20 protein-coding genes are annotated in these 20,390 nt (G+C 70.5%); 4 read left to right on the forward strand and 16 right to left on the reverse strand.

All coding sequences use genetic code 11. From position 1 onward, the window contains the following. Position 1: 1 nt before the first annotated feature. The gene (locus DMB42_RS09280; protein WP_125632532.1) at positions 2-676 is read right to left on the reverse strand and encodes a hypothetical protein; all 675 of its coding nucleotides are present in this window, start codon (positions 674-676) and stop codon (positions 2-4) included. A 351-nt stretch (positions 677-1,027) separates the two neighbouring features. Here DMB42_RS09280 and DMB42_RS09285 point away from each other — a divergent pair, with 351 nt between their 5' ends. Continuing rightward, a complete protein-coding gene (locus DMB42_RS09285; protein ID WP_125632534.1) occupies positions 1,028-5,674 on the forward strand; it encodes an FtsK/SpoIIIE domain-containing protein in 4,647 nt (1,548 codons plus the stop codon). 32 nt (positions 5,675-5,706) lie between these two features. On the opposite strand, the gene DMB42_RS09290 is transcribed toward DMB42_RS09285, so the two are convergent. The 3 genes from DMB42_RS09290 to DMB42_RS09300 form a co-directional block, all read right to left on the reverse strand. Then, the gene (locus DMB42_RS09290; RefSeq protein ID WP_125632536.1) at positions 5,707-6,579 is read right to left on the reverse strand and encodes a hypothetical protein; all 873 of its coding nucleotides are present in this window, start codon (positions 6,577-6,579) and stop codon (positions 5,707-5,709) included. After that, entirely contained in the window at positions 6,576-7,127 is a 552-nt protein-coding gene (locus tag DMB42_RS09295) for an RNA polymerase sigma factor (protein ID WP_125632538.1), read from the reverse strand. Before DMB42_RS09295 ends, DMB42_RS09290 begins: the two co-directional genes overlap by 4 nt. A 150-nt stretch (positions 7,128-7,277) precedes the next feature. Further along, entirely contained in the window at positions 7,278-7,841 is a 564-nt protein-coding gene (locus tag DMB42_RS09300; RefSeq protein ID WP_125632540.1) for a helix-turn-helix domain-containing protein, read from the reverse strand. Between the two features lie 79 nt (positions 7,842-7,920). Between DMB42_RS09300 and DMB42_RS09305 the strand changes: the two genes are divergently transcribed. Together DMB42_RS09305 and eccB are read left to right on the forward strand one after the other, a co-directional pair. Further along, positions 7,921-9,393, forward strand: coding sequence for a S9 family peptidase (locus DMB42_RS09305; protein ID WP_125632542.1), 1,473 nt, complete (start codon positions 7,921-7,923; stop codon positions 9,391-9,393). Positions 9,394-9,447: 54 nt separating this feature from the next. After that, positions 9,448-10,854, forward strand: a complete 1,407-nt coding sequence (gene eccB, locus DMB42_RS09310; protein ID WP_125632544.1) for a type VII secretion protein EccB — start codon at positions 9,448-9,450, stop codon at positions 10,852-10,854. A gap of 18 nt (positions 10,855-10,872) precedes the next feature. Here the strand turns inward: eccB and DMB42_RS53070 are convergent, their stop codons facing one another. The 3 genes from DMB42_RS53070 to DMB42_RS53075 form a co-directional block, all read right to left on the reverse strand. Further along, on the reverse strand, positions 10,873-11,136 hold the full coding sequence (locus DMB42_RS53070) for a hypothetical protein (protein ID WP_185844538.1): 264 nt from the start codon (positions 11,134-11,136) through the stop codon (positions 10,873-10,875). Positions 11,137-11,208: 72 nt separating this feature from the next. Next, positions 11,209-11,931, reverse strand: a complete 723-nt coding sequence (locus DMB42_RS09320; RefSeq protein ID WP_125632546.1) for a hypothetical protein — start codon at positions 11,929-11,931, stop codon at positions 11,209-11,211. Positions 11,932-11,974: 43 nt separating this feature from the next. Beyond that, a complete protein-coding gene (locus DMB42_RS53075; protein ID WP_185844539.1) occupies positions 11,975-13,051 on the reverse strand; it encodes a hypothetical protein in 1,077 nt (358 codons plus the stop codon). Between the two features lie 130 nt (positions 13,052-13,181). Between DMB42_RS53075 and DMB42_RS09330 the strand changes: the two genes are divergently transcribed. Continuing rightward, positions 13,182-14,096 carry a M23 family metallopeptidase gene (locus tag DMB42_RS09330; RefSeq protein WP_125632550.1) on the forward strand — a complete coding sequence of 305 codons (915 nt, stop codon included), beginning with the start codon at positions 13,182-13,184 and terminating at the stop codon, positions 14,094-14,096. 146 nt (positions 14,097-14,242) lie between these two features. Here DMB42_RS09330 and DMB42_RS09335 read toward each other — a convergent pair whose 3' ends face one another. From DMB42_RS09335 to DMB42_RS09380, 9 genes are all read right to left on the reverse strand, one after another. After that, complete coding sequence (locus DMB42_RS09335; protein WP_125632552.1) at positions 14,243-15,517, reverse strand: WXG100 family type VII secretion target; 1,275 nt, start codon at positions 15,515-15,517, stop codon at positions 14,243-14,245. A 5-nt stretch (positions 15,518-15,522) separates the two neighbouring features. Beyond that, the gene (locus DMB42_RS09340; RefSeq protein ID WP_125632554.1) at positions 15,523-15,984 is read right to left on the reverse strand and encodes a hypothetical protein; all 462 of its coding nucleotides are present in this window, start codon (positions 15,982-15,984) and stop codon (positions 15,523-15,525) included. Positions 15,985-15,994: 10 nt separating this feature from the next. Next, entirely contained in the window at positions 15,995-17,410 is a 1,416-nt protein-coding gene (locus tag DMB42_RS53080) for a hypothetical protein (protein ID WP_185844540.1), read from the reverse strand. Positions 17,411-17,416: 6 nt separating this feature from the next. After that, positions 17,417-17,821: a hypothetical protein gene (locus DMB42_RS09355; protein ID WP_125632558.1), complete on the reverse strand. Its 405-nt coding sequence runs from the start codon at positions 17,819-17,821 to the stop codon at positions 17,417-17,419. A gap of 50 nt (positions 17,822-17,871) precedes the next feature. Next, positions 17,872-18,186 carry a WXG100 family type VII secretion target gene (locus DMB42_RS09360; RefSeq protein WP_125632560.1) on the reverse strand — a complete coding sequence of 105 codons (315 nt, stop codon included), beginning with the start codon at positions 18,184-18,186 and terminating at the stop codon, positions 17,872-17,874. A gap of 12 nt (positions 18,187-18,198) precedes the next feature. Beyond that, positions 18,199-18,525: a WXG100 family type VII secretion target gene (locus DMB42_RS09365; protein ID WP_125632562.1), complete on the reverse strand. Its 327-nt coding sequence runs from the start codon at positions 18,523-18,525 to the stop codon at positions 18,199-18,201. A 126-nt stretch (positions 18,526-18,651) separates the two neighbouring features. Beyond that, on the reverse strand, positions 18,652-19,095 hold the full coding sequence (locus DMB42_RS09370) for a YbaB/EbfC family nucleoid-associated protein (protein WP_125632564.1): 444 nt from the start codon (positions 19,093-19,095) through the stop codon (positions 18,652-18,654). A gap of 46 nt (positions 19,096-19,141) precedes the next feature. After that, entirely contained in the window at positions 19,142-20,047 is a 906-nt protein-coding gene (locus DMB42_RS09375; protein ID WP_125632566.1) for a hypothetical protein, read from the reverse strand. Continuing rightward, complete coding sequence (locus tag DMB42_RS09380; RefSeq protein ID WP_125632568.1) at positions 20,044-20,358, reverse strand: hypothetical protein; 315 nt, start codon at positions 20,356-20,358, stop codon at positions 20,044-20,046. Before DMB42_RS09380 ends, DMB42_RS09375 begins: the two co-directional genes overlap by 4 nt. Positions 20,359-20,390: the final 32 nt, after the last annotated feature.

The raw sequence follows: 20,390 nt of genomic DNA on the forward strand, positions 1-20,390 counted from the left end.
GTCAGCGCGCTCCCGGGAGTTCGGCCACCGCGATCTCTCCGCTGGAGGCGTAGGCGAGTATTTGCGGCGAGTCCGACGAATCGACGACCACCGTGATCTGGCCTGAATTGCCGCCGGTTCTGCTCTTGTCGCCCACGCTGAACACGAGCGCGCTCTCGGCGAGCACGCGGCTTTGCGCCTGGGCCGTGCGGTTGGGCACGTAGACCACCTGGACGCGGTCGCCCTGTTGAATACCGGCGGGCATTTGACCGGGTTTGAGGGCGAGGCCGACGGTCGCCTTTCCCGGGCCCAGCTCGGCGCTGGCCCGTACGCCCATCTGGTTGGTCAGCAGGGTGCCCGGCAGGATCGTGGCCGCCGCGAAGCTCTTGACCACCTCGGCGCGCTGGGACCAGGCGACGTAGTCGACGCCCGTGTCCGAGGCGATCTTCACCTCTTCGAGCATGCCCGCCTCGAACTTCTGACCTGCGCCGACCTGCTGGGTGATCCTGATGGCGGACACCCGGTCGCCGCTGCGCAGCACGAGCAGCGTGGTGGCCAGCGCTCCGCCGAGTATGAGCAGGACGGCCAGCGCGGCGAGGGCCGGCTTGCGTTCGCGTGGGGGCACGGGGAGCTTGCGCGAGGCCGGGCCGGACAGCCCCGCCGCCGCGTTGACGGCAGGCTTTTCACTGGTCCTCATGGGTGGGGGGCTCCCATTGTGAAATGCGGAATTCACGCCCATTATGTGGGGCGCTCGGGTGAGGCGTGGGCGGAATGCGAGGACCCATGCTTGTTTCGCAGGTGGCGTGATGTCAACCCGGAATAATCGATGCCTATTGTCTCTACCAAGTTGACGTACACCGATTTATCGGCATGGTTGTCACTTTTTTATCTTTGGTCGCAGGATTCACAGCTTTTTCATGCTTCATCGTGACGCTGGGCGCGCGAGTTATCCACAGAACCGCGTTCTCATGCCGGTGGCGTCAACCGGGACACCTACTCTCGCTTCTGGCGCTACCTTGGCGCCCGAGGTCGAGCGAGGAGACGGCACATGCGGATCATGCTCACCGTGCTCGGCGAGCAGGGCGACCGTGACGTCGTGATCGACGGCGACGACGGCGCCACGGTGGCCGGGGTGACCGAGGCGCTGAGCGGTCGCACGTCCATGGCGAAGGTCGTCCACCTGCCCAGGACACGCGCGCCCTACGGACTGGCGCCCGACGCCGTGGACCGGGGGCGGGCCGAGGCCCGCGTCCCCCGTCCGCGGGTGCCCGATCCCGTCGACCATCCCGCCCCGGCCGACCCCGGCGCCATGCTCTGGCGCGACGGCCGGGTGCTCGATCCGCGCGCCGCCGCCGCGGCCGTCCTGCGCGACGGCGACAAGGTGACGCTCGACCCGTGCCTCGCCCGCGCCACCGTCGTCGAGGAGCCCGGCGGGGTGGCCGAGGTGCGCGTGATCGGCGGCCCCGCGGCGGGGGCGGTCCACCGGCTCGGGCTGGGGGTGCACGTCATCGGGTCCGACCCGACCTGCGCGATGGCCGTCGCCGACCCCGCCCTCGCCGCCGAAGCCGTCGCCGTACGTGTGACACCTGACGCGATCACCGTCGAGCGGGCGTACAGACAGGTTCCGGGACAGACTGCCAGGCTCAAGCTCAAGGGGCGGTGGGCCGAGGAGGTCGCCGAGCTGACCGCGCGGGTCGCCGAGCGGGAGGCGGCCGAGGCTGCGGCCGACCAGGGCGAGACGCCCGAGCTTGACGGCAGGCCGCTCACCGAGCCCGCGGAATGGCCCGATCAGGCGGTGCTGACCTGCGGGTCCTCGGTGTTCGTGCTGACCTCGATCGAGCCCAGGGACGCCCACCTGACCCCGAGAAGCGAGGGCGGCCTCGCCTACAACCGCCCGCCCAGGCTGCGCCGCCCCGAGCCCGAGCGCACGTTCGTCAAGCCCAAGGAGCCGACCAGGTCGGAGGGCATGCGCCTGCAACTGCTGGCCGCCTTCCTGCCCGCCGTGCTCGGCGTGACGCTGGCGTTCGCCCTCCACGCCCCCTACTACCTGCTCGTCGCCCTGATGACGCCGATCATCATGATCGGCCAGTGGTTCAGCGACCGCCGCCACGGCAGGAAGAAGCACAAGCAGGCGCTCAAGGAGTTCGGCGAACGGGTCCGGGCCTTCGACGAGGAGGTCGAGCGGGCCAGGGCCGCCGACGAGGCCGCGCGCAGGTCCGACGCGCCCGACCCGGCCCAGGTCCTGCTCACCGCCACCGGGCCGCGCAGACGCCTGTGGGAGCGCAGGATCCACGACGCCGACGCGCTCAGGCTGCGCGTCGGCCTCGCCGACCTGCCCGCCAACCTCGACCTGTCCGAGGAGCAGGGCGGTCCGATCGAGCCGCCTCTCTGCCGTGCCGTGCCGGTCGCGCTGGCCATGCGCAGGCTGGGCGTCGCGGGCGTCACCGGGCCGCGCGAGGCCGCGACCGGCCTGGCGGGCTGGCTGATCGCCCAGGCCGCCACCCTGCACAGCCCGCGTGACCTGGCCATCGTGGTCGTGTCCGCGCGCGCCGACGGCGAACGCCGCTGGGGCTGGACACGCTGGCTGCCGCACTGCGCCCCGCGTACGGGCGAGGACTGCGTGACCATGGTCGGCACCGACCCCGAATCGGCCGCCCGCCGTGTCGCCGAGCTCGCCGCCCTCATCGACGAACGCCAGAACACCGCCATCCCCGAATTCGGCAAGATCCCCACAGGCTGGGACGATCTGGGCGGCCCCGAGAAACCCAGTTTCTCCTCCTACGACGTCCGTCCCCATGACGTCCTGGTGATCCTCGACGGCGCCCAGATCCTGCGCGGGCTGCCCAACATGCCCCAGGTCCTGCGGCAGGGCCCCCGTTCAGGGGTGTTCACCCTCGCGATCGACGAGGACCAGCGGCTGCTGCCCGAGGAGTGCCAGACGGTGGCGGCGTGCGGCTCCGACGGACTCGTACGCCTGCTCGGCGGCGGCCTCGACGTCATCGGCCCGGTGCTGGGCGACCTGGTCTCGCCCGCCTGGTGCGACCGCCTGGCCAGAGCCCTGTCCCCGATCCGCGACGTGAGCAGGGACGATCCGGGCGGCAACCTGCCCGACGCGGTGCGCCTGCTCGACCTGATGGGCATGCCCGAGCCCTCCGGCCGGGCGCTGGCCGCCCGGTGGCGGGCCCACGGCTCCACCGAGGCGCTGATCGGCGTCGGCCCCGACGGCCCGTTCTCGGTCGACCTCAGGATCGACGGCCCCCACGGCCTGATCGCCGGCACCACGGGCGCGGGCAAGTCCGAGCTGCTGCAGACCCTGATCTGCTCGCTGGCGGTGGCCAACCGGCCCGACCAGCTCACGTTCGTGCTGATCGACTACAAGGGCGGCGCGGCCTTCAAGGAGTGCGTACGCCTGCCGCACACGGTCGGCATGGTCAGCGACCTCGACGGGCACCTGACGCAGCGGGCACTGGACTCGCTGGCGGCCGAGATCCGGCGCCGGGAGCGGCTGCTGCTGGCGGCGGGCGCCAAGGACATCGACGACTACACCGGCGAGGTCCCGCTGCCGCGGCTCGTGCTGATCATCGACGAGTTCGCCGCGCTGGTGGCCGAGTTGCCCGACTTCGTGGCGGGTCTGGTGGACATCGCCCGGCGGGGCCGTTCGCTGGGCATCCATCTGATCCTGGCCACCCAGCGGCCGGCCGGCGTGGTCACGGCCGACATCCAGGCCAACACGTCGCTGCGGATCGCGCTGCGGGTGACCGAGCCCGCCGAGTCCACCGACGTCATCGACATCCCCGACGCGGCGAGCATCTCGAAGTCCACGCCCGGCCGCTGTCACGTACGGTCCGGGGTGGGGTCGGCGATCGCCGTCCAGACGGCCAGGGTCGGCGGACGCGCCCCGGCCCGTACACCGTCCGCGACCGGGCCTTCCGGGCATGTCCGCGTGCTGGACGTCGACTGGCGCTCGCTCGGCAGACCCCTTCCGCCGCCTCCGGAGCCGGCGGAGGAGTCCGGGGTCACCGACCTCAGCCTGGCCGTGGACGCCCTCATCGAGGCGAGCCGTCTGGCGGGCGTACCGGCCCAACCGAGCCCCTGGCTGGACCCGCTGCCCACCCACCTGGTGCTGGACCTGCCCGACGCGCCTTCACCACCTGGCGGGCCCGGTCCGGCGGCGGGCGGCGGGTTCGCCGAGGTGCCGCCGCTGGCCTTCGGGGTGACCGACCGTCCGTGGCGGCAGGATCGTCGCCCGCTGGCGCTCGACCTGGCCCACGGCGGCCACCTGCTGATCGCGGGCGCCCCGCGCAGCGGCCGTTCGACGGCGTTGCGGACGATCGCGGGCGCGATCGCGGCCCAGGCGTCGCCCGCCGACGTGCACGTCCATGCCGTCGACTGCGGCTCGGGCGCGCTCCTGCCCGTCGTCGCGATGCCCCACTGCGGCGCCGTCGTCACCCGCGACCAGATCGAACGGGTCGAGCGCCTGCTCGGCCGCCTGCGCGCCGAGGTGGGCCGCCGGCAACACCTGCTGGCCGAGGCGGGCCACGCCTCGCTCGCCGAATACCGCCAGGCCGGACACCGGCTCCCGTGGCTGGTGTTCATGCTGGACCGCTGGGAGGGGTTCGTCGCCGCGTTCGAGAGCTACGACTACGGGCGCCTGATCGAGGCCCTGCTCCAGCTCCTGCGCGAGGGCCCGGCGGTGGGGCTGCGCGCCGTCGTCACCAGCGACCGGTCGGGCCTGCTCGGCCAGGTCTCGACGGTCTTCGACGACCGCCTCCTTCTCCGGTTGTCCGATCCCACCGACTACGGCCTGGCCGGGTTCCCGCTCAAGGGCCTGCCCGCGTCCATGCCACCGGGACGCGCCCTGTCGCTGGGCGAGCACGGCATCGTGGAACACCACATCGCCCTGCTCTCCGCCGACCCGTCGGGCCCGGCCCAGGTGGCGGCCCTCCAGACCCTCGCCCGCGCCTCCGGCCCGCCCCCGGAGGGGCGTCCCGGCCGGGAGGGCGAACCGCCGCTGCGGGTGGACGCGCTCCCGATGCGCGTCACCGCCTCCCAGACGATGGAGCTCGATCCCGGGTTCGCCCCGCCCTCACCGCTGTGGGCGCTGGTCGGCGCGGGCGGTGACGCGCTCACCCCGCTCGGCGTCGACCTGCTGGCCCACGGTCCCGGCGCGGTGGTGGCCGGTCCGTCGCGTTCGGGGCGGTCGTCCGTACTGGTGACGGCCGCGCGTTCCCTCGTGGACGTCGGTACGCCGGTCATCGCCGTCGCCCCCAGGCGCAGTCCGCTGCGCGACCTCGCGGGGGCGGTGGCCGTACTGGACGGGAACGCCGCCGACCTGGCGGAACTGGTCGCGGACCTGAGCCAGTACGTCGTGGTGGTGGACGACGCCGAGCTGATCAACCCCGACTCCCCGTTGGGCACGGCCTTGGAGGAGGTGCTCCGCACCGGCAGGGACGGCGATCACGGCCTGCTGATCGCCGGCGCCACCGGTGATCTGGCGGTCGCCTACCGCGGGTTCGTGGCCGAGGCCCGCAAGTCCCGTACGGGGTTGCTGTTGTCGGTCCAGGGCCAGACCGACGGTGACCTGTTCGGCATCCGGTTGCCGCGCGGGGCCGGCGGCGGCCCTCCGGGGCGCGGCCTGCTGGTCACCACCGGCAACCTCACGCCCGTCCAGGCCGCCCTCCCCGACGGCGCCTGACCCCGGCCCACCAGCGCGGCCCGTTCGCCGGCTCAGAACCCCGGCGGTGGGGTCGCGCCCGCTCCCGGCTCGACGTGCAGGATGATCACGCCGTCGTTGTAGGTCACGGCTGTCGCCACCTTCCAACTCGGATCGATGTGGGAGGCGGGCACGCCCAGCTCGTAGCGGACGCCGACGCCCCCGTCGCGGAGCGGCCACTCGAGTGTGTAGGACACCTTCAGGTCGTGCTCGCGTACGACCTTCACCGCCTCGGCCACCGAGCGCCCCTGGAGTTTCACTCCGGCCAGCGCTTCGCCCTGCCAGCTCGCATCGGCGGGGAAGGCGTACTTCTCGCCGGGCTTCGCCGGGCGGCCGAGCCTGAACTCCGCGGCGCCCTTGATGTCGGCGGTGACGCTGAAGGCCGACAGGCACCCTTCGACCCGCTCGCCACAGTCGGACAAGGTGGACGACATGCGAGCGTCGGGATCGGTCTTGTCGAACCCGACGACGGGATCGCGCTGCCGCGGCGAGACGGGGATCAGCTTGACCGTGACGTCGTCCAGCCCGACCTTCTGGAACGCCTTCTGCAACTCGGCGGGATCGGGATCGCCGTCCGTGATGTAGAAGACGTAGGAGTCACCGTCGCGGTCGATGGTCACGGCCTGGCTGGCGTACACCTGCTCGGCGCCCCTGAAGAAGGACGGCACGACGACGAACGCTCCGGCCAGAGCGACCGCGGCGGCCAGACCCAGCACCGCGCGGCGGGGTGACCGGGTGAACCATCGCCGGGTCTCCTGCCGCTCCTGCGTCGGCTCCAGCCGGACGATCTCCGCCAGCAGCTCGTCCGCCCCCGTGGTGGACGCGCGGCCGGCCAGGTCCTCGTCCAGGATCCTGGCCTGGCTCTTGAAGATCAGTTCGTTGTTCACCGTGACTCCTTCTCGATGAGCGGCCGCGCTTCGAGGCGGGGCACGGGTGGGCGGGCTTCCTCCAGCGCCTTGGCGAAGCGCTTGCGGGCCCGGTGCAGGCGAATGCGGGCGGCATTGCGTGAGCAGCCCAGCACCTTGGCGATCTCTCCGGGGTCGAGTTCCTCCCATATGGACAGGGCCAGGAGTTCGCGATCATCGTCGGAGAGCAGGTTCATGGCCTCGCCGACCTCGTCGGTGCCCGTCTGGGGAGAGGGCCGGGCGTAGAGGGCTTCGATCTCGGCCGTGAGCTCGGCGTGCCGGGTGGCTCTGCGCCGCTCGCCACGACGGTGGTTGGCCAGGACGCGCCGGGCCACGCCGTACAACCAGATTTTGCCGGCCTCGCCCCGTGGCAGCTCCGCCATGCGCCGCCAGGCGATCACGTAGGTCTCGGCCACGACATCGGCCGCGTCCTCGGGAGAGGAACACCGCCGCACGGCGTAACCAAGGATCTGGTCATATGTCTGCCGGTACATGGCTTCGAACCGGTGCTGGCTGTCTGTTTCATCCACGTGTCATCCTCATCGGACCTTCCCAACGCTTTTGGGCTTCGTTCTCCACGTGTCCGCGGGCGGCGGCGGAATTTCAGGCCCGGGCGAAGAGACGTCCACATGCGCGGGAGGCCGGAGAGGATCAGGAGTCGTACCGCGCCGGCGGCGAGCTCAGTCCTCGTCAGCCGGGAGGGTGTACATGCGGACGTACAAGGGGCGGGCGCCGGGTGGGGCTTCGTCCGCCGGGTGGCTGTATTTCAGGAGCAATGCCACGTAGGCGTCGTGGAACTCGTTCAGCTCCTCCTTGGTCATGCGGGCCAGTCCCCGAGAGCCCTTCACCCAGTCGGGGTCGGACCGGTACGCGGCCGGGAGGCGGTCCAGCAGGGCGCGGTCCTCCTCCAGGCCGATCCGATGGAACTCCGTCAGTACGGCCTGGTCCTCCGGGCTGAGCTCGCCGGGTGACGGGAGGCGGATGTCCCTGGGGAGCTGGGCGCGGCGCCACCAGCGTTCGCGGCCGGAGGAGCGTTCGGGGATCTCTTCGATGAAGCCGTGCTTCTCCAGTTGGCGCAGGTGGTAGCTGGTGGTGCCGGTCTTGGCCCCGAGCAGTTCGCCGAGGGTGGTCGAGGTGGCGGGGCCGTGGATGTTGAGGTGGGTCAGCATGCGGCGCCGCATGGGATGGGCCAGGGCCTTGAGCCTGTCGGGGTCGTGGAGCACGAGCGGCTCGTCATCCTTCATGACGAGCAGGCTAGTCCTTGAGAAGGATATCTGCAGACATTCCTTTGCCGAGAAATCTCTGCAGACTACTGTCGGCAGCATGCGAAGAATCTTTACGGCCTCCGCCGCCGTGACGCTCACCGCCGTGGGCAGCGCTCTGTTGCTGCTCGGTACGCCCGCGTTGGGCGGCACCGGCCTCGCCACCGCGGAGCACAGTGCGCAGAGCCTCAGTACGGGACCGGTGGTGCCCGGTGATCTGACGGCCCACGAGGTGACCTTCCGGGGCAACGGAGGGCTGGAACTGCGGGGCAGCGTCATCAGCCCGGCCAAGGCCGCCACGGCTCCCCGGGCCGGAGTGGTGCTGGTGCATGGAGCCGGGACGGGGACGCGGCGGGAGAAGTTGCTGGGTGAGGCGGTCGCCTTCGCCCGGCAGGGATTGTCGGTGCTGATCTACGACAAGCGTTCGGAGGGGTATTCGTTGTACCAGCGGTCGTACGGCCAGCTTGCCGACGACGCGCTCGGAGCGGTGCGGACGCTGCGGCAGGAGCCGGGGGTGGATCCCGGCAAGGTCGGCGTCTGGGGGCTCAGCGAAGGCGGGTGGGTGGCGCCGCTCGCGGCTTCGCGGTCCAAGGAGATCGCGTTCGTGGTGGTGGTCGGAGCCAACGCGTTGCAGCCGTTGCGGCAGCAGACGTGGGCCGTGGCGGCCGGGTTGCGCAAGGCGGGGGTCGGCGGGTCGCTGGTCGATCACGCCGAGCCGAACCTGTACCGGGTGATCGCGGACGGAGGGATGTTCCCGGCGCCCTACTTCGATCCTGAGCCGGTTCTGGGCGCGGTGCGGCAGCCCGTCCTCGGCATCTGGGGGACGAACGACCTGCTGACCCCGCCCCGGGAGACGCCGCCGCTGTTCCGCGCGGCGCTGGAGAAGGGGGGCAACAAGCGGTACACGTTCCGGTTCTTCGAGGGGGCCGATCACGCGGCCCACCGGACTCCGGACGGCGGGGTCACGCGGTTGCCCGAGCTGGCGCCCGGCTACCCCGAGCTGGTCGGGAGCTGGGTGGCGAAGGCGACCTCGGGACAGGCGCCCGTCGCGGAGGTGTCGGGGCCCGCGCCGGTCCAGGCGGACGACTCCGTCGGGGTGCCGCCTCCGGCGTGGTGGGAGTCGGCTTTCATGCAGTTGGTGGCGTTGGTGCTGTTCCTGGTGGGGTTCGCCGGCTATCCGATCGTCGCGGCGGTTCGGCGCGTACGGGGGCGCGGCGGTGTCACGGGCACGGGCGCGGCTCGACTGGTGAGTGCCGGGGGGCTCGTGGCGGTGCTCGGGGGGTTCGCCTACCTGTTCTATCTCATCTCCACCGGCGGGAAGCTGGCTGCGCCTGGACCGGTGGTCGCCGGCAGGCCGGTCGTCTGGCTGGCGCTCCAGGCCGTCGCGGTGGCGACCGTCGTGGCCACGGTGCTCACGGCGCGCAGGTGGCGGCGGGAGGACGCATCCGGCGAGCGGGTACGTACGGGGCTGCTCGTAGTGGCGGGTGTGGTCTTCGTTCCGTGGGCGTTCTATTGGGGTTTGCTACTTCCGTAGGGGTTCCTGACATAGAGCGTTCTATGCTGATCTCTGCGATACGGGAGAGGTGAGATGCAGACCCGGAAAGACCTCTACCAGGCGCATCGGCTGATGCAGCAACGCCTGGGCATGGCGTTGCTGCAGGCTGAGCCTGATGTGCCAGAGACGCCGATGCGGCGGCACAACGTGGCGATGTTCTGCGGTGTGCTCGTGGGCGTGCTCATCGCGGCGGTGTTCGGGATCTGGGGGCTGCTCAAACCGGGCGGCGCGACGAACCTGACCGAGGCCGGCCAGCTCCTGGTCGAGGAGGAGACGGGCGCCACCTACGTCTACAGCCAGGAGCAGGCGCGGCTGCTGCCGACGGCCAACTACGTGTCGGCGCTGCTGTTGCTCGACACGTCCGACTTCAAGGTGCGCAACGTCTCGGGCGCGTCGCTGGCGGCGATGCAGCGCGGGCCGCTGGTGGGCATCGCGGGGGCGCCGGACACGCTTCCGGCCCGCGACAAGCTGGTCAAGGGCCCGTGGTCGGTCTGCGTGACCGAACCGCCCCAGGCGGCGGGGGCGCGGGCGCCGTACGTCACGCTGGTGGGCGGCCAGGACGTCGGCGGCACGCCCGCGCTCGGCGCGGCGCTGGTCGTCACGGACGGGCAGCAGCCCTGGGTGATCTGGAACGACCGGCGCATGAAGGTGACCGACACCGGTGTCCGCGCGCTCAACGCGCACCCCAGGAAGGTGCCTTCGAGCTGGATCAACGCCATTCCTCCCGGCCCCGACTTCATGCCGCCGCTGATCACCGGCCTCGGCCACCGGGCCGTCGCCCCTGGTGGCGGGAGGGGGGCCGTCGGGCAGGTCTACACGGTGAAGGGCGTGGGCGGGGCTCCCGACCGCTGGTACGTGCTGCTCGCCGACGGGCTCGCGCCGGTCAACCTCACGCAGGCCACGCTGCTGCTCGAAGACCCCAGGACCAAGGTCGCGTACGGCAGGCGCGCCGCCACCCCGATCGTGATCGACGCCGCCACCGCGAACACCAAGACCTCCCGCCAGAGCCTCACGGTCGGCGGCCTGCCGACGAGCCTGCCGAGAACCGTGTCGTCCGCGGCGGCGCTGTGCTCGGTGTACGCCGACACGCAGAACGGCTCGGCCCGCGCGAAGATCACGATCGGCGCGACGATGACCATCCCCGCGCCCAACTCCCGCAGCGACCAGGAGCACTTCGACCAGGTGCTGCTGCCCGCCGGGGGCGCGGCGCTGGGCGGGCTGCTGCCCGGCGACGGGCAGAAGGCGTTCGTGCAGAGTTACTTCCTGCTCACCGACCAGGGCAGGAAGTTCCCGCTGCAGTCCGGGGAGCAGATCAACAAGCTGGGTTACGGCGCCGAGGACGTCGCGCCGGTGCCCTACAACCTCGTCCATCTGATCCCGGAGGGGCCAGCGCTCGACCCGACGGCGGCACGCTCGCCGGTGCAGGTCACGGCCCAGTGAGCCGGCCCCGGGCGCGCGTCACCGGCCTTCCGGGACGCGCGTACCGGGGATGGGCGAGGGCGGCGGCCAGGCAGGCGACGGGGATGACCGGCAACACGTACCGGTGGTCGAAGTCCAGGCCACGGTGATCTCGTCAGACCCGAGCCCCTCCCAGCCGGCCGGCGCGAGGATCTCCCGGTCGTCGGGACTCAGCCGCGCGAACGCCTCCCGTACGCCCGCCAGGCCCTCGCCGGCCTCGGTGCGCTCCGCCCACACGGCGAGTTGTCGGCCGAGCCGCTCCACCGGCTCACTGCGGCGCGACTCGGCGAGGGCGGCGTCGGCGGCGTCCTCATGGGAGTCGGTACGCCGCCCCGTCTAGCCGAGAAGACCTCCCCCGGAGGGCAGGTTGAGGCTGGGCATGCCGCCGTTCTTGCGCTGGAGGGTGCCGACGCCGGTGCTGGACTTGTTGGTGTACTCCAGATCGGCCGAGGCGAAGTCGGGCTTGGGACGGCCCTTGTCGATGGACGAGGTCATCATGGCGCACATGGCGTTCACGGCGACGACGAGGCCGGTGAGCATCGCCACGGACTTCACCTTCTTGCTGACGATGCCCCGCAGGGCCGTGCCCAGCGACGTCAGCAGGCTGTTGATCGTCACCCGCGCCGCGACCTGCCCCGCGCCGGGAAAAAAGTACGACACCACCTGGTAACCGGCCACGATCGTCATGACAGTGGCCACCCAGAACGCGACCTGCACGGCGAAGTGGTAGAGGCCGGCGATCTTGTCCACGCCGCTGCCGACGCTCTTGAAGTACGACTCCGTGGTCTCCAGTTGCCCGGTGAAGGTGTCCACGGCGTCGCTGAACACCACGTAGGCGGGCCCCTTCCAGTAGCCCTTCTCCTCGATCTCCTGCTTGAGCTGAATGATCTGGTTCTTGATGGGCTCGACGGCCACCTCCTCCCAGACCTTGGCCGCCGCGGCGATGCTTCCCGGATTGCACACCAGCGTGCCGATCATCAGCGCGATGTTCCTGGCCATCGGGTACTGGAACAGCACCACCGCCGCCGCATTGGCCTGGGTGGACGCCGTGATGATCATCCACCTGTCGCTGTCGTATTGACCCATTTCGTCGCGCCCTTTCTCACTCGCCGATGACCGGCGGAGCGATGTCCATGTCGTCGAGCCAGTCGTTCTCGTCGCCGCGCACGTACTCCGGCTTCTCGCGCTCGCGGTTCTGCTCGCCGGCTCCCGCGCCGCCCGACATGGGCATGAACGGCATGCCCGACGCGCCGTTCGCGCCGGCACGCAGTCCGCCGGCTCCCGCCCCTGCTCCCGCTCCCATGCCGGTCCCGCCGCCCGACTGGGAGCCGGAGTAGCCGCCCGAGGTGGGGATGTCGGTCGGGACGCCGGTCATGTTGCCGAGGCTGGGGATGGCGGAGTTCAGTCCGGTGGGGTCGATGCCGGACAGCTTGGTCTGGGAGGGGTCGACCGGCTTGTTGGCGCCGAGGTCCGGGACGCTGGTGTTGTGGTTGAGCTGGTCCTCGATGGACGGCGTCTTGGGGAGGTCGGTGTCCGGAGCGTTGGGGTTCGGCAGGTTGGTGTCAGGGGCGTTGGGGTTCGGCAGGTTCTGATCAGGGATCTTCTGGTCGGGGAACTTCTGGTCAGGGATCTTCTGGTCAGGGATCTTCTGGTCGGGAATCTTCTGGTCAGGGATCTTCTGGTCAGGAAGTTTTTGATCGGGGAACTTCTGATCCGGGATCTTCTGGTCGGGCATCTTGGTGTCGGGCATGCTCGGCATGCCGCCCAGCTTGCTTTCGAGGTTGCCGGGCCCCTTCTCGTCGCCAGGCCCCTTGTCGTCGCCGTACTCGTTGATGATGCCGTCGCTGTCCGTGTCGGCCTTGTGGTAGTTCGCTTCCAGCTTCTCCAGGGCGGTCTTGTAGTCCCGGAGGGCGGTCCTGGCCGCGCTGAGCGCCTCGGCCGCGCCGTTCTTGACCTGATCGTGCGCGTAGGAGAGACCGATCCCGACGATGCCGAACCCGGGGAAGTCGACCTGGATCCCCTTCGTGTTCGTCTCGATCTTGGCCACGTTGGGTTCCTGCTCGGCCATGTTGCCGCCGAGCTGGCTGATCTTCTTGTCCTTGTACTCGATCGTGGCGCCGGTGAGAGCACCCTGCTGATATTGCCCCAGACCGGGGGTTGAGTTCTGTCCCGTCCCCATCTCGCCCTCCCTGTCCGAAAACTGCGTTATGCACAGTCCTGGCTACGATATCGACAAATATCAACTTTTAGCGTGAACACTTCGGGAATGATCTAGACTGACCGTTGATCAGGATGGCAGCCTTTCCCCTATGCGGATCAAGACCCTGATAGTGGGCGTGTGCGGCATCGCCGCGCTGCCCTTCGCCGGCACGAGCGCGGCCAGCGCCAGCGCTGCCGTCGTCCACCAGCTTCCTTTCCCCTGCGGTGAGACCTGGACCGGCGACAGCAACGACAGCAGCGCGCACACCGCCGGCTACGAGATCGACTTCAACGGCACGTACAACGACGGCAACGCCGACCTGGGCCGGAAGGTCGTCGCGTCGGCCGCCGGCACGGTGATCATGTCGGAGTACCGGACCACGGACGGCTTCGGCAACGTGGTCAAGATCCGGCACGCCGACGGCAGCGTCTCCCTGTACGCGCACATGAAGTCGCGGGCAGTCTCCGCGGGCGCGAGCGTCGCCCAGGGCCAGCAGATCGGCCAGGTGGGCAACACCTCTGCCAAGTACAAGGGCATCATCGCCCACCTGCACTACGAGCAGCGCACGTCGTCCGGCTCGATCGTGGCGGCGAAGTTCAACGGCTCCACCTTCGGTTACAGCCACCAGACCCTGAAGTCGAACAACTGCGGAGGCGGCGGCGGCCAACCCGCTCCCAGCAACCCCGGCGGTGGCAGCGGCAGCAACCCGTACTCGGCCGAGCAGGTCTGCGGGTCCGGCTACAAGCAGATCGACTCCGCGCCGCTCGGCTCGGCGGGCCGGGTCGTGCTGCTCTACTCGGCCTCCACCGGCCAGAACTGCGTCACCACGCTGCGCAGCAGCGGCTCGGGCAAGGCCGCCGTGCGGGCCTACCTGGAGGTCCGGGGCAAGGCCAGGAGCACCGACGCGGGCAGCTACCAGTACTACGCCGGTCCGGTCCGGGCCAAGGCCGTCCGTACCTGCGTCAAGTGGGGCGGCGCGATCGGCTCCACCGCGTACGACAGCCCCTTCGAGCACTGCGGCTGAGAGCACCACGGCTGACAGGGCCGCGGCTGACGTGACCGCGTTCCCGTGAGCGGGGCGGCGCCTCCGGGCGCCCCCCGCCCGACCGGCCCGCGGACGCGGCGCCCCGGCTCCCGGGACGGGAGCCGGGCACGGGCACGGGCCGGCGCTCAGGTGAGCGTGGTCGGCGTGGTGCCCTCGGGACCGCCCCACACGTCATCATCCTCGGCGAGCCAGGTCGTGCCCTCGCTGTCGTTCTTCTGGCCGCTCTCGCCGCCGCGGCCAGGCGCCGCGCCCATCAGGGACGGCGCCAGCATCCCTCCGCCGGCGCCCGCGGTACGCATGCCGGCGGCGCCGGCCGGGGCCGCCCCGGCCACTCCGTAGCCGCTCGTGGACCCCGTGCCCCCGCCGCCATTGGGGCCGCCCCCCGTCGTGGACGTCGTGGGGTAGCCGCCGTTGGGCATGCCGGACAACGACGGGTCGTATCCGGCCAGCTTCGTGGTGCCGCCGTCCGCCCCGGACGGCCCGGAGGGGATGTTCGCGGACTGGGTCGTGTCCGGCGAGGAGCCCAGCGGGCCGCTGTTCAGGGCCGAGGCGTCGGGCCCCCCGTACGGGTTGTCCCCGCCGTTGTAGCCGCCCGCGCCGATGATCGCGCCGTTCGGGCCCGTGCCGACGGCGCCGTCGGGCAACCGGACCGTCGAGGTCGAGCCGTCACCCGGCTGGCTGCCGTCGATGGACCCGGGGTCGCCGGACACCGAGCCGGGGCCGAACGCCTTGAGGGGGGAGCCGTCCGGCACGCCGTCGCCGTTCAGGTTCGGCGCGCCCGGCACCTTCCCCCCGCCGTTGTTGTAGTCCGGGAGCTCGGGGACGCTCGGGTCGGGCAGCGCGGTCTGCACGTCGACGGGGAGCTGCTTGTAATGCTCGACGATGCGCTCGTTGACCTTCTTGAGGTGGTCCACGGCCCGCTTGTCACCCCGGTACAACCGGTAGAACGGGACCCGCCCGGCCCAGTCCACGTCGCGGTCCGAGCGCGAGTCGTGGTCCATCGACTCGACCACGTTGGCCTGCGCCCAGTGCAGGGTCTCCCCGTACCCCTGGAGCGGCCGGCCCATCTCGCCGAGCTTCCTGGCCAGCTCGCGCACGCTGGCGTGCAGGGCCTGGAGCTGCTTCTGCGTCTCGACGGCGGCCGGGCCGGTGTAGTTCTTGGCCAGCTCTGCCGCCTTGGTCTTCAGGTCGGCGGCGACGCCGTTCAGCAGTGTCTCGGCCCGCGAGTAGTACAGGCCCGCGAGCTTGACCGCGCTCGGGTCGGTCGCGTCGATCCACTTCTTGACCTGGTCGAGCGTGCTGCTCCCGAGGCTGCCCAAGAACGTGACCTCCGGGGTGGAGGTGTCGGGCGGGCCGTTGTCGTAGACGAGCTTGAAGGTCTGCTTCTTGGGCTCAGCCATCGTGCCTACGTCTCCTGCCGCGCGGCGGCTTCCTCGGTCGCCTGCTCGGCGCCCTGCGACGCCTTGGCGATGTCCAGCAACGCCTCGGTGGTGCTCTCGGCCCGCTGGACCATGGACGCGTACAGACCGCCGGAGGAGCCCTGCTCGCCGATCAGCTGGGAGTAGGCCGAGTTGATCGCCATCGCGAACTGCATGGCGGTGGGCCACTCGCCCATCTGGTTCTGGCTGAGCGCGCAGTACCGCTGGAGGTCCGGCAGCGACCCGGCGTTGGCGGGCAACTGCGGCTCCTGGGCCTTCGCTCCCGGCGCGGTCAGGAACTGCGTCACCGGCGGGGTCGTGGGCGTCTTGAGCTTCTTGAGCAGCTCGTTCAGCTCGTCGGCGATGCGCTTGACCTCGGTACGGTTGGTGTAGTTGCCGTCTTTGCCCTCTTCGAGGCCGGGCCAGTCGGAATCCAGTTCGAGTGCCATGGCCGCCTCCCTAGCCGATCACCGGTGAGATGGAGCCCTCCTGGTGGCTCCACACGTCGTTGTCCTCCTTCAGGAGGGTCGAGGTCTCCGGGGCGGTCCCCTCCTCGGGCCCCTGTCCCCCGCCGCCGTACGGCAGGAACGGCATGCCCGCCCCGCCGCCCGCCGCCCCCCGGGCCGCCGCCGCGGGCGCGCTCCCCTGGGTGTACGAGCCCGGACCGCCGATCACCGCGGGCGTCCCGGCGGACGGCGTGGGGTAGGCGGGCTGGGTCACGAACGGCTGATTCGTGGTTCCGGGGTAGGTCGGCGTGGTGGTGGGCTGGTAGCCGGCGGTCTCGGTGGCGCGCGGGTCCCGGGTGTCCACGTCCTGCGACTGGGTCGCGCGGTCGTCGGTGGCGTTGCTGTCGATCACGGGGGGCGCGGTGCCGTCGCCCGTGCTGGTCGAGCCGCCGCCCGTCGTGGATCCGGTGCCCTGGCCGCCCGAGGGGTCGGTGCCCGGCGTGTCCGTGCCGGGGGTGTCCGTACCGGGTGTGTCCGGCTTGTCGGTGCCGGGGGTGTCGGTGCCGGGGGTGTGGTCTCCCGGGCGGGGGTCGGTCCCGCCGGTCCCGCCGTTGCCGCCGTCGCGGCCGCCGCCGGTCCCGGAGCCGCTGCCGCCCGTTCCGCCGGAGCCCCCCGAACCACCTGAGCCGCCGGAGCCGCCCGAGCCGTCGTCACCGGAGCCGCCGCCGTTCCAGTACGAGCCCTTGGTGTACGTCGTGCGCTGTTCGAGCGGCATGTCCCGTTCGGGAGCCGGCCCGTCGGCGGGCGTCACCACCGGCAGGTCGACGACGACGCTGTCCGGGATCTTGAAGTCGTACAGGTCGACGATGTGGCGGTTGAGCTTCTCCAGCGCGCGCCGGGCGGCGTCGTCCTTCATCTCGGAGGGCGACTTGGTGAGCCCGGGCGTGGGCTCGGCGGAGTCGTGCGTCTCGGAGCTGAGCACCGGCGGCGAGGTCGACTCCGTCCCCGGGGGCGTCGGCGAGGCGCCGGCCGACGGCTTCGGTGTGGCCGTCTTGGCGTTCTTGGCGGCGTTCACCTCCGCGATGGCCGCGGGCAGGTAGTCGCGCCCGTACAGGGTCAGGGCCTCGGCCATCTTGTCCATGGCCTCGGCGATCTCCTGCCCCGACGCGCTGAGCATCTGCAGCGCCCGCTGTGCCTGGGCGGAGGTGTCCGACCGCCAGGCGCCGGACAGGTCCTGGCCGATCTGGGGCAGCGCGTTGGCCACCCCTCTGACGACCTGGGCCACCTTCTTGTACGACAGGCCCCGGTCATGGACCTCGAAGTCGGAGGTCGCGTTGAGCCATGCCTCGATCTGCTCCCGCGAGGCGGTGACCGGCTCGCTCCGCGGCCGTTGGGAAGTGTCGCGGATTACGACCCTGCGCTCAGCCAACGCTGCTCACTCTCGGCCCGGATTGGTCTTGGCGTAGCCGTCGGCGCTGTCCCTGATGGCCTGCACCAGTTTCTGACAACACTCGACGTAGTCCTTGTACAGGGCGGCCAGCCGCTGCCCGCGGCCCTCCAGCGACACCTGGCCGCCGGGGTCCGCTTCGGTGCTGCCCACGCTGCGCGCGAAGGCGCTGGCCGCCGGCCAGCTCCCGATGTGCTCCTCACCCAGCGAGAAATACGTGGTGAGGGTCTCGATCGAACCGGTGACGCCGTTCCTGTTGCCGCCGGCGCCCTGGGTGAGGGCGAGGGCGATCTCAAGGTCTTCGGCGATGGCACGCATCTTGCCCACGTTGTAGTAGAGCTCGGCGTCGGTGTCGTTGAGCCCCGGCCACGGTTCGGGTTCGAGCTCTGCCATGATCCCCCCTGACAGACTCGGCCACCGCGTGGGTGGCCGAGAAGAAGACGTCAGCCGTCGTACCAGATGGACTTGTTACGGTTCTCGGCGGCGCGGTAGTTCTCGTTCGCGATCTGGACGGCCTTCTGCAGCTCGTCCAGCTGCGTACGCATCTGGGCGGCGGCGGCCTGCCACTTCACCTCGTGCTTCCGGAAGAACGCCTCGGCGCCGTCCGAGCCCTCCCAGTGACCGGCCAGGTCGGTCTGCAGCCGGGCCATCAGGTCTTCGGTGGCCTTCTCGAAAGAGCCGAGGATCTTGATGAAGTCGCCTTGGGCGAGCTCCATGTGCCCAAAGTTGACTTTGGTGAAGTCGAGCTCAGCGGACATCGAGTTCCCCTCCTACTTGATGTCGACGTTGATCAGGGACTCGACGCGGCCCACGCCGGCCTGGACGTCCTCGTCGGCCGCGGAGTAGACGACCGCGTTGACGCCCATCTTGTCGGCGATGCCCTCCAGGTCGGTCCGTACGTTCCGCATGGAGTTGTCCCAGTTGGTCATGGCAGTCTTGAACCTGGCCGCCGCCGGGCCGAGCCATCCGGTGTTGAGAAGACCGTTGGCGGTCGTCTCGACCGACACCCTCAGACCCTCGATGTACTGGGCGGTGTCCACCACATGGCCTGAGGCCGCCTTGATCTGGCCCGGGGTTGCCTTATAGAAGTCGGGCATGCGTGACCTCCGTAACAATCATTTCGGTCGTGTAACCATATAAGCACCAAAGACCCCATGAGTAACAGCGGACCCAATGGCCAAGATGTAACAACTTCCCGACATATCAGCAAACGTGCTGGTCAATCACAGGTCGAGATCGCGGCGAATTCTGTCTAGTTCGCCCATTACGTCCTCGAATGCCCGTTCGTAGCTGGCCTCGGCCTGCCGGACCCCACGCAGCGCCTGCTCCGGGTTCTCCATCAGGCGCATCGGGTTGCCGCTCGCGCCGAACAGCTCGGTCATCAGCTCCTCGGCCTGCCGCTGGAGGTCGGCGGTCGCCTCCTGGAAGGCCGCCCTGATCCGCTCCGACAGTTCGGCCGCGCTCAGCCGCATCGCCTTCGGACGGATCTCCAGGGTGCGCATGCCCTCCTGGGCGTACTCGACGAGGACCAGGTGCGCCTCGTCCTCCCCGCGGCCCACCAGGGCGGTCATGCCCTTCTGCAGCTCATCCGACTTGTTGAGCTGCTCGTCCACGCTGTGGAGCAGCCGGTCCATGTCGATGTTGCCGAAGTCCCCGAAATCCGTCACCGACACCATCCCTCCCATGGGTCACATCTCGGCGAGTTAACCACAATCAGGGCTTCGTGGTCTTCACCTCCGGTGCGACCCAGTCGAAGTTCTGGTACCCGGCGGGAAGCTGGCCGGGTTGGGCGGGCTCCTGGAAGGAGGGCAGGTCCTTGGTGTTGATCGTGGCCCGGCCGAAGTCGACCGCGGCCGCGCCCTCCGGCAACACGAAGCCGAACTGGTGCTGCTTCTTCACCAGCGTCCCGAGCACCTGCATGCCGCCCCTGAGCATCTGCGCCAGCGAGCCCGTCATGACCGCGGCGGCGCTGACCATCGCCGTGCCGACGAGATGCTCCATGATCATCCCAGCCACCGCCACCTGCGGGACCGGCGTGGCCTTCATCCGCATGGCCGCGATCAGCAGCGTGATCCCCGACACGATCGTCGAGCCGATCTGCAACCAGTAGTTGCGCACCCCGGCGGCCACCGCGTCCACCACGCCGCCGATCTCGCCGAACGAGTTGCGCAGCGCGCCGATCTCCTGGTGGAACAGCGCCTGCACCCGTCCGAACTCCGCCTGGTCCGCGGCGATCCAGCCGGTCCTGGACGTGGCCAGGATCTGCGGCATGAGGCTCTTCACGCCGTCGTCGAGCCGGGCGCTCATGCCGTACTTCCAGACGTTGGCCGCCTGTGCCATGGCGACCTCGTCGGCGGCCCCCACCGCCACGATCGCGGCCACCGCGATCAGGTACGGCGAGAACCTGCCCGCGCCCTTCAGCGTGTTCAGCACCCGCGCGCTGACCGACTCGGCCGGGTTGGCGGTCATCGGGGCCAGCTTGCCGGTGGCCGGGTTGAGCGGGATCGACGGCGAGCGCGGCGGGCCGACCGAGCCCTTGTTGATCGCCTTCAGCAGGGGATCGCCGCCGCGCGGGACGCCCCGGCCCTTGTTGATGGCGTTGAGATAGGGATCGCTCATGAGCGGTACTGGATGATGCTCGCGTCCTCGGCCGTGCGCCAGTTGCGCTCGCAGACGGTCAGGCCGTCGCACCAGCCGTCCAGGGCGTCCTCGGCGTCCGTCATCAGGCCCTCGGCGCGGCCCCTGACGCCCTCGTACGTGCTCCCGATGATCATGTTGCCGAGGACGCCGAAGCCGAGGCCGTCCACGGCCGTGAGCGGCATCAGGCCCTTGACGAAGCTGATCATCCCGGTCTTCAGCTCGGAGTCCACCCGTTGCCGCGTCTTGCTGATGGTGGACGAGGTGACGTGGATTTCCTGATTCGTTGCCACGACGCCCGATTGTTGCGACGCTTTGGCCCCTT

It is taken from the genome of Nonomuraea sp. WAC 01424 (assembly GCF_003947315.1).
Lineage (GTDB): Bacteria > Actinomycetota > Actinomycetes > Streptosporangiales > Streptosporangiaceae > Nonomuraea > Nonomuraea spiralis.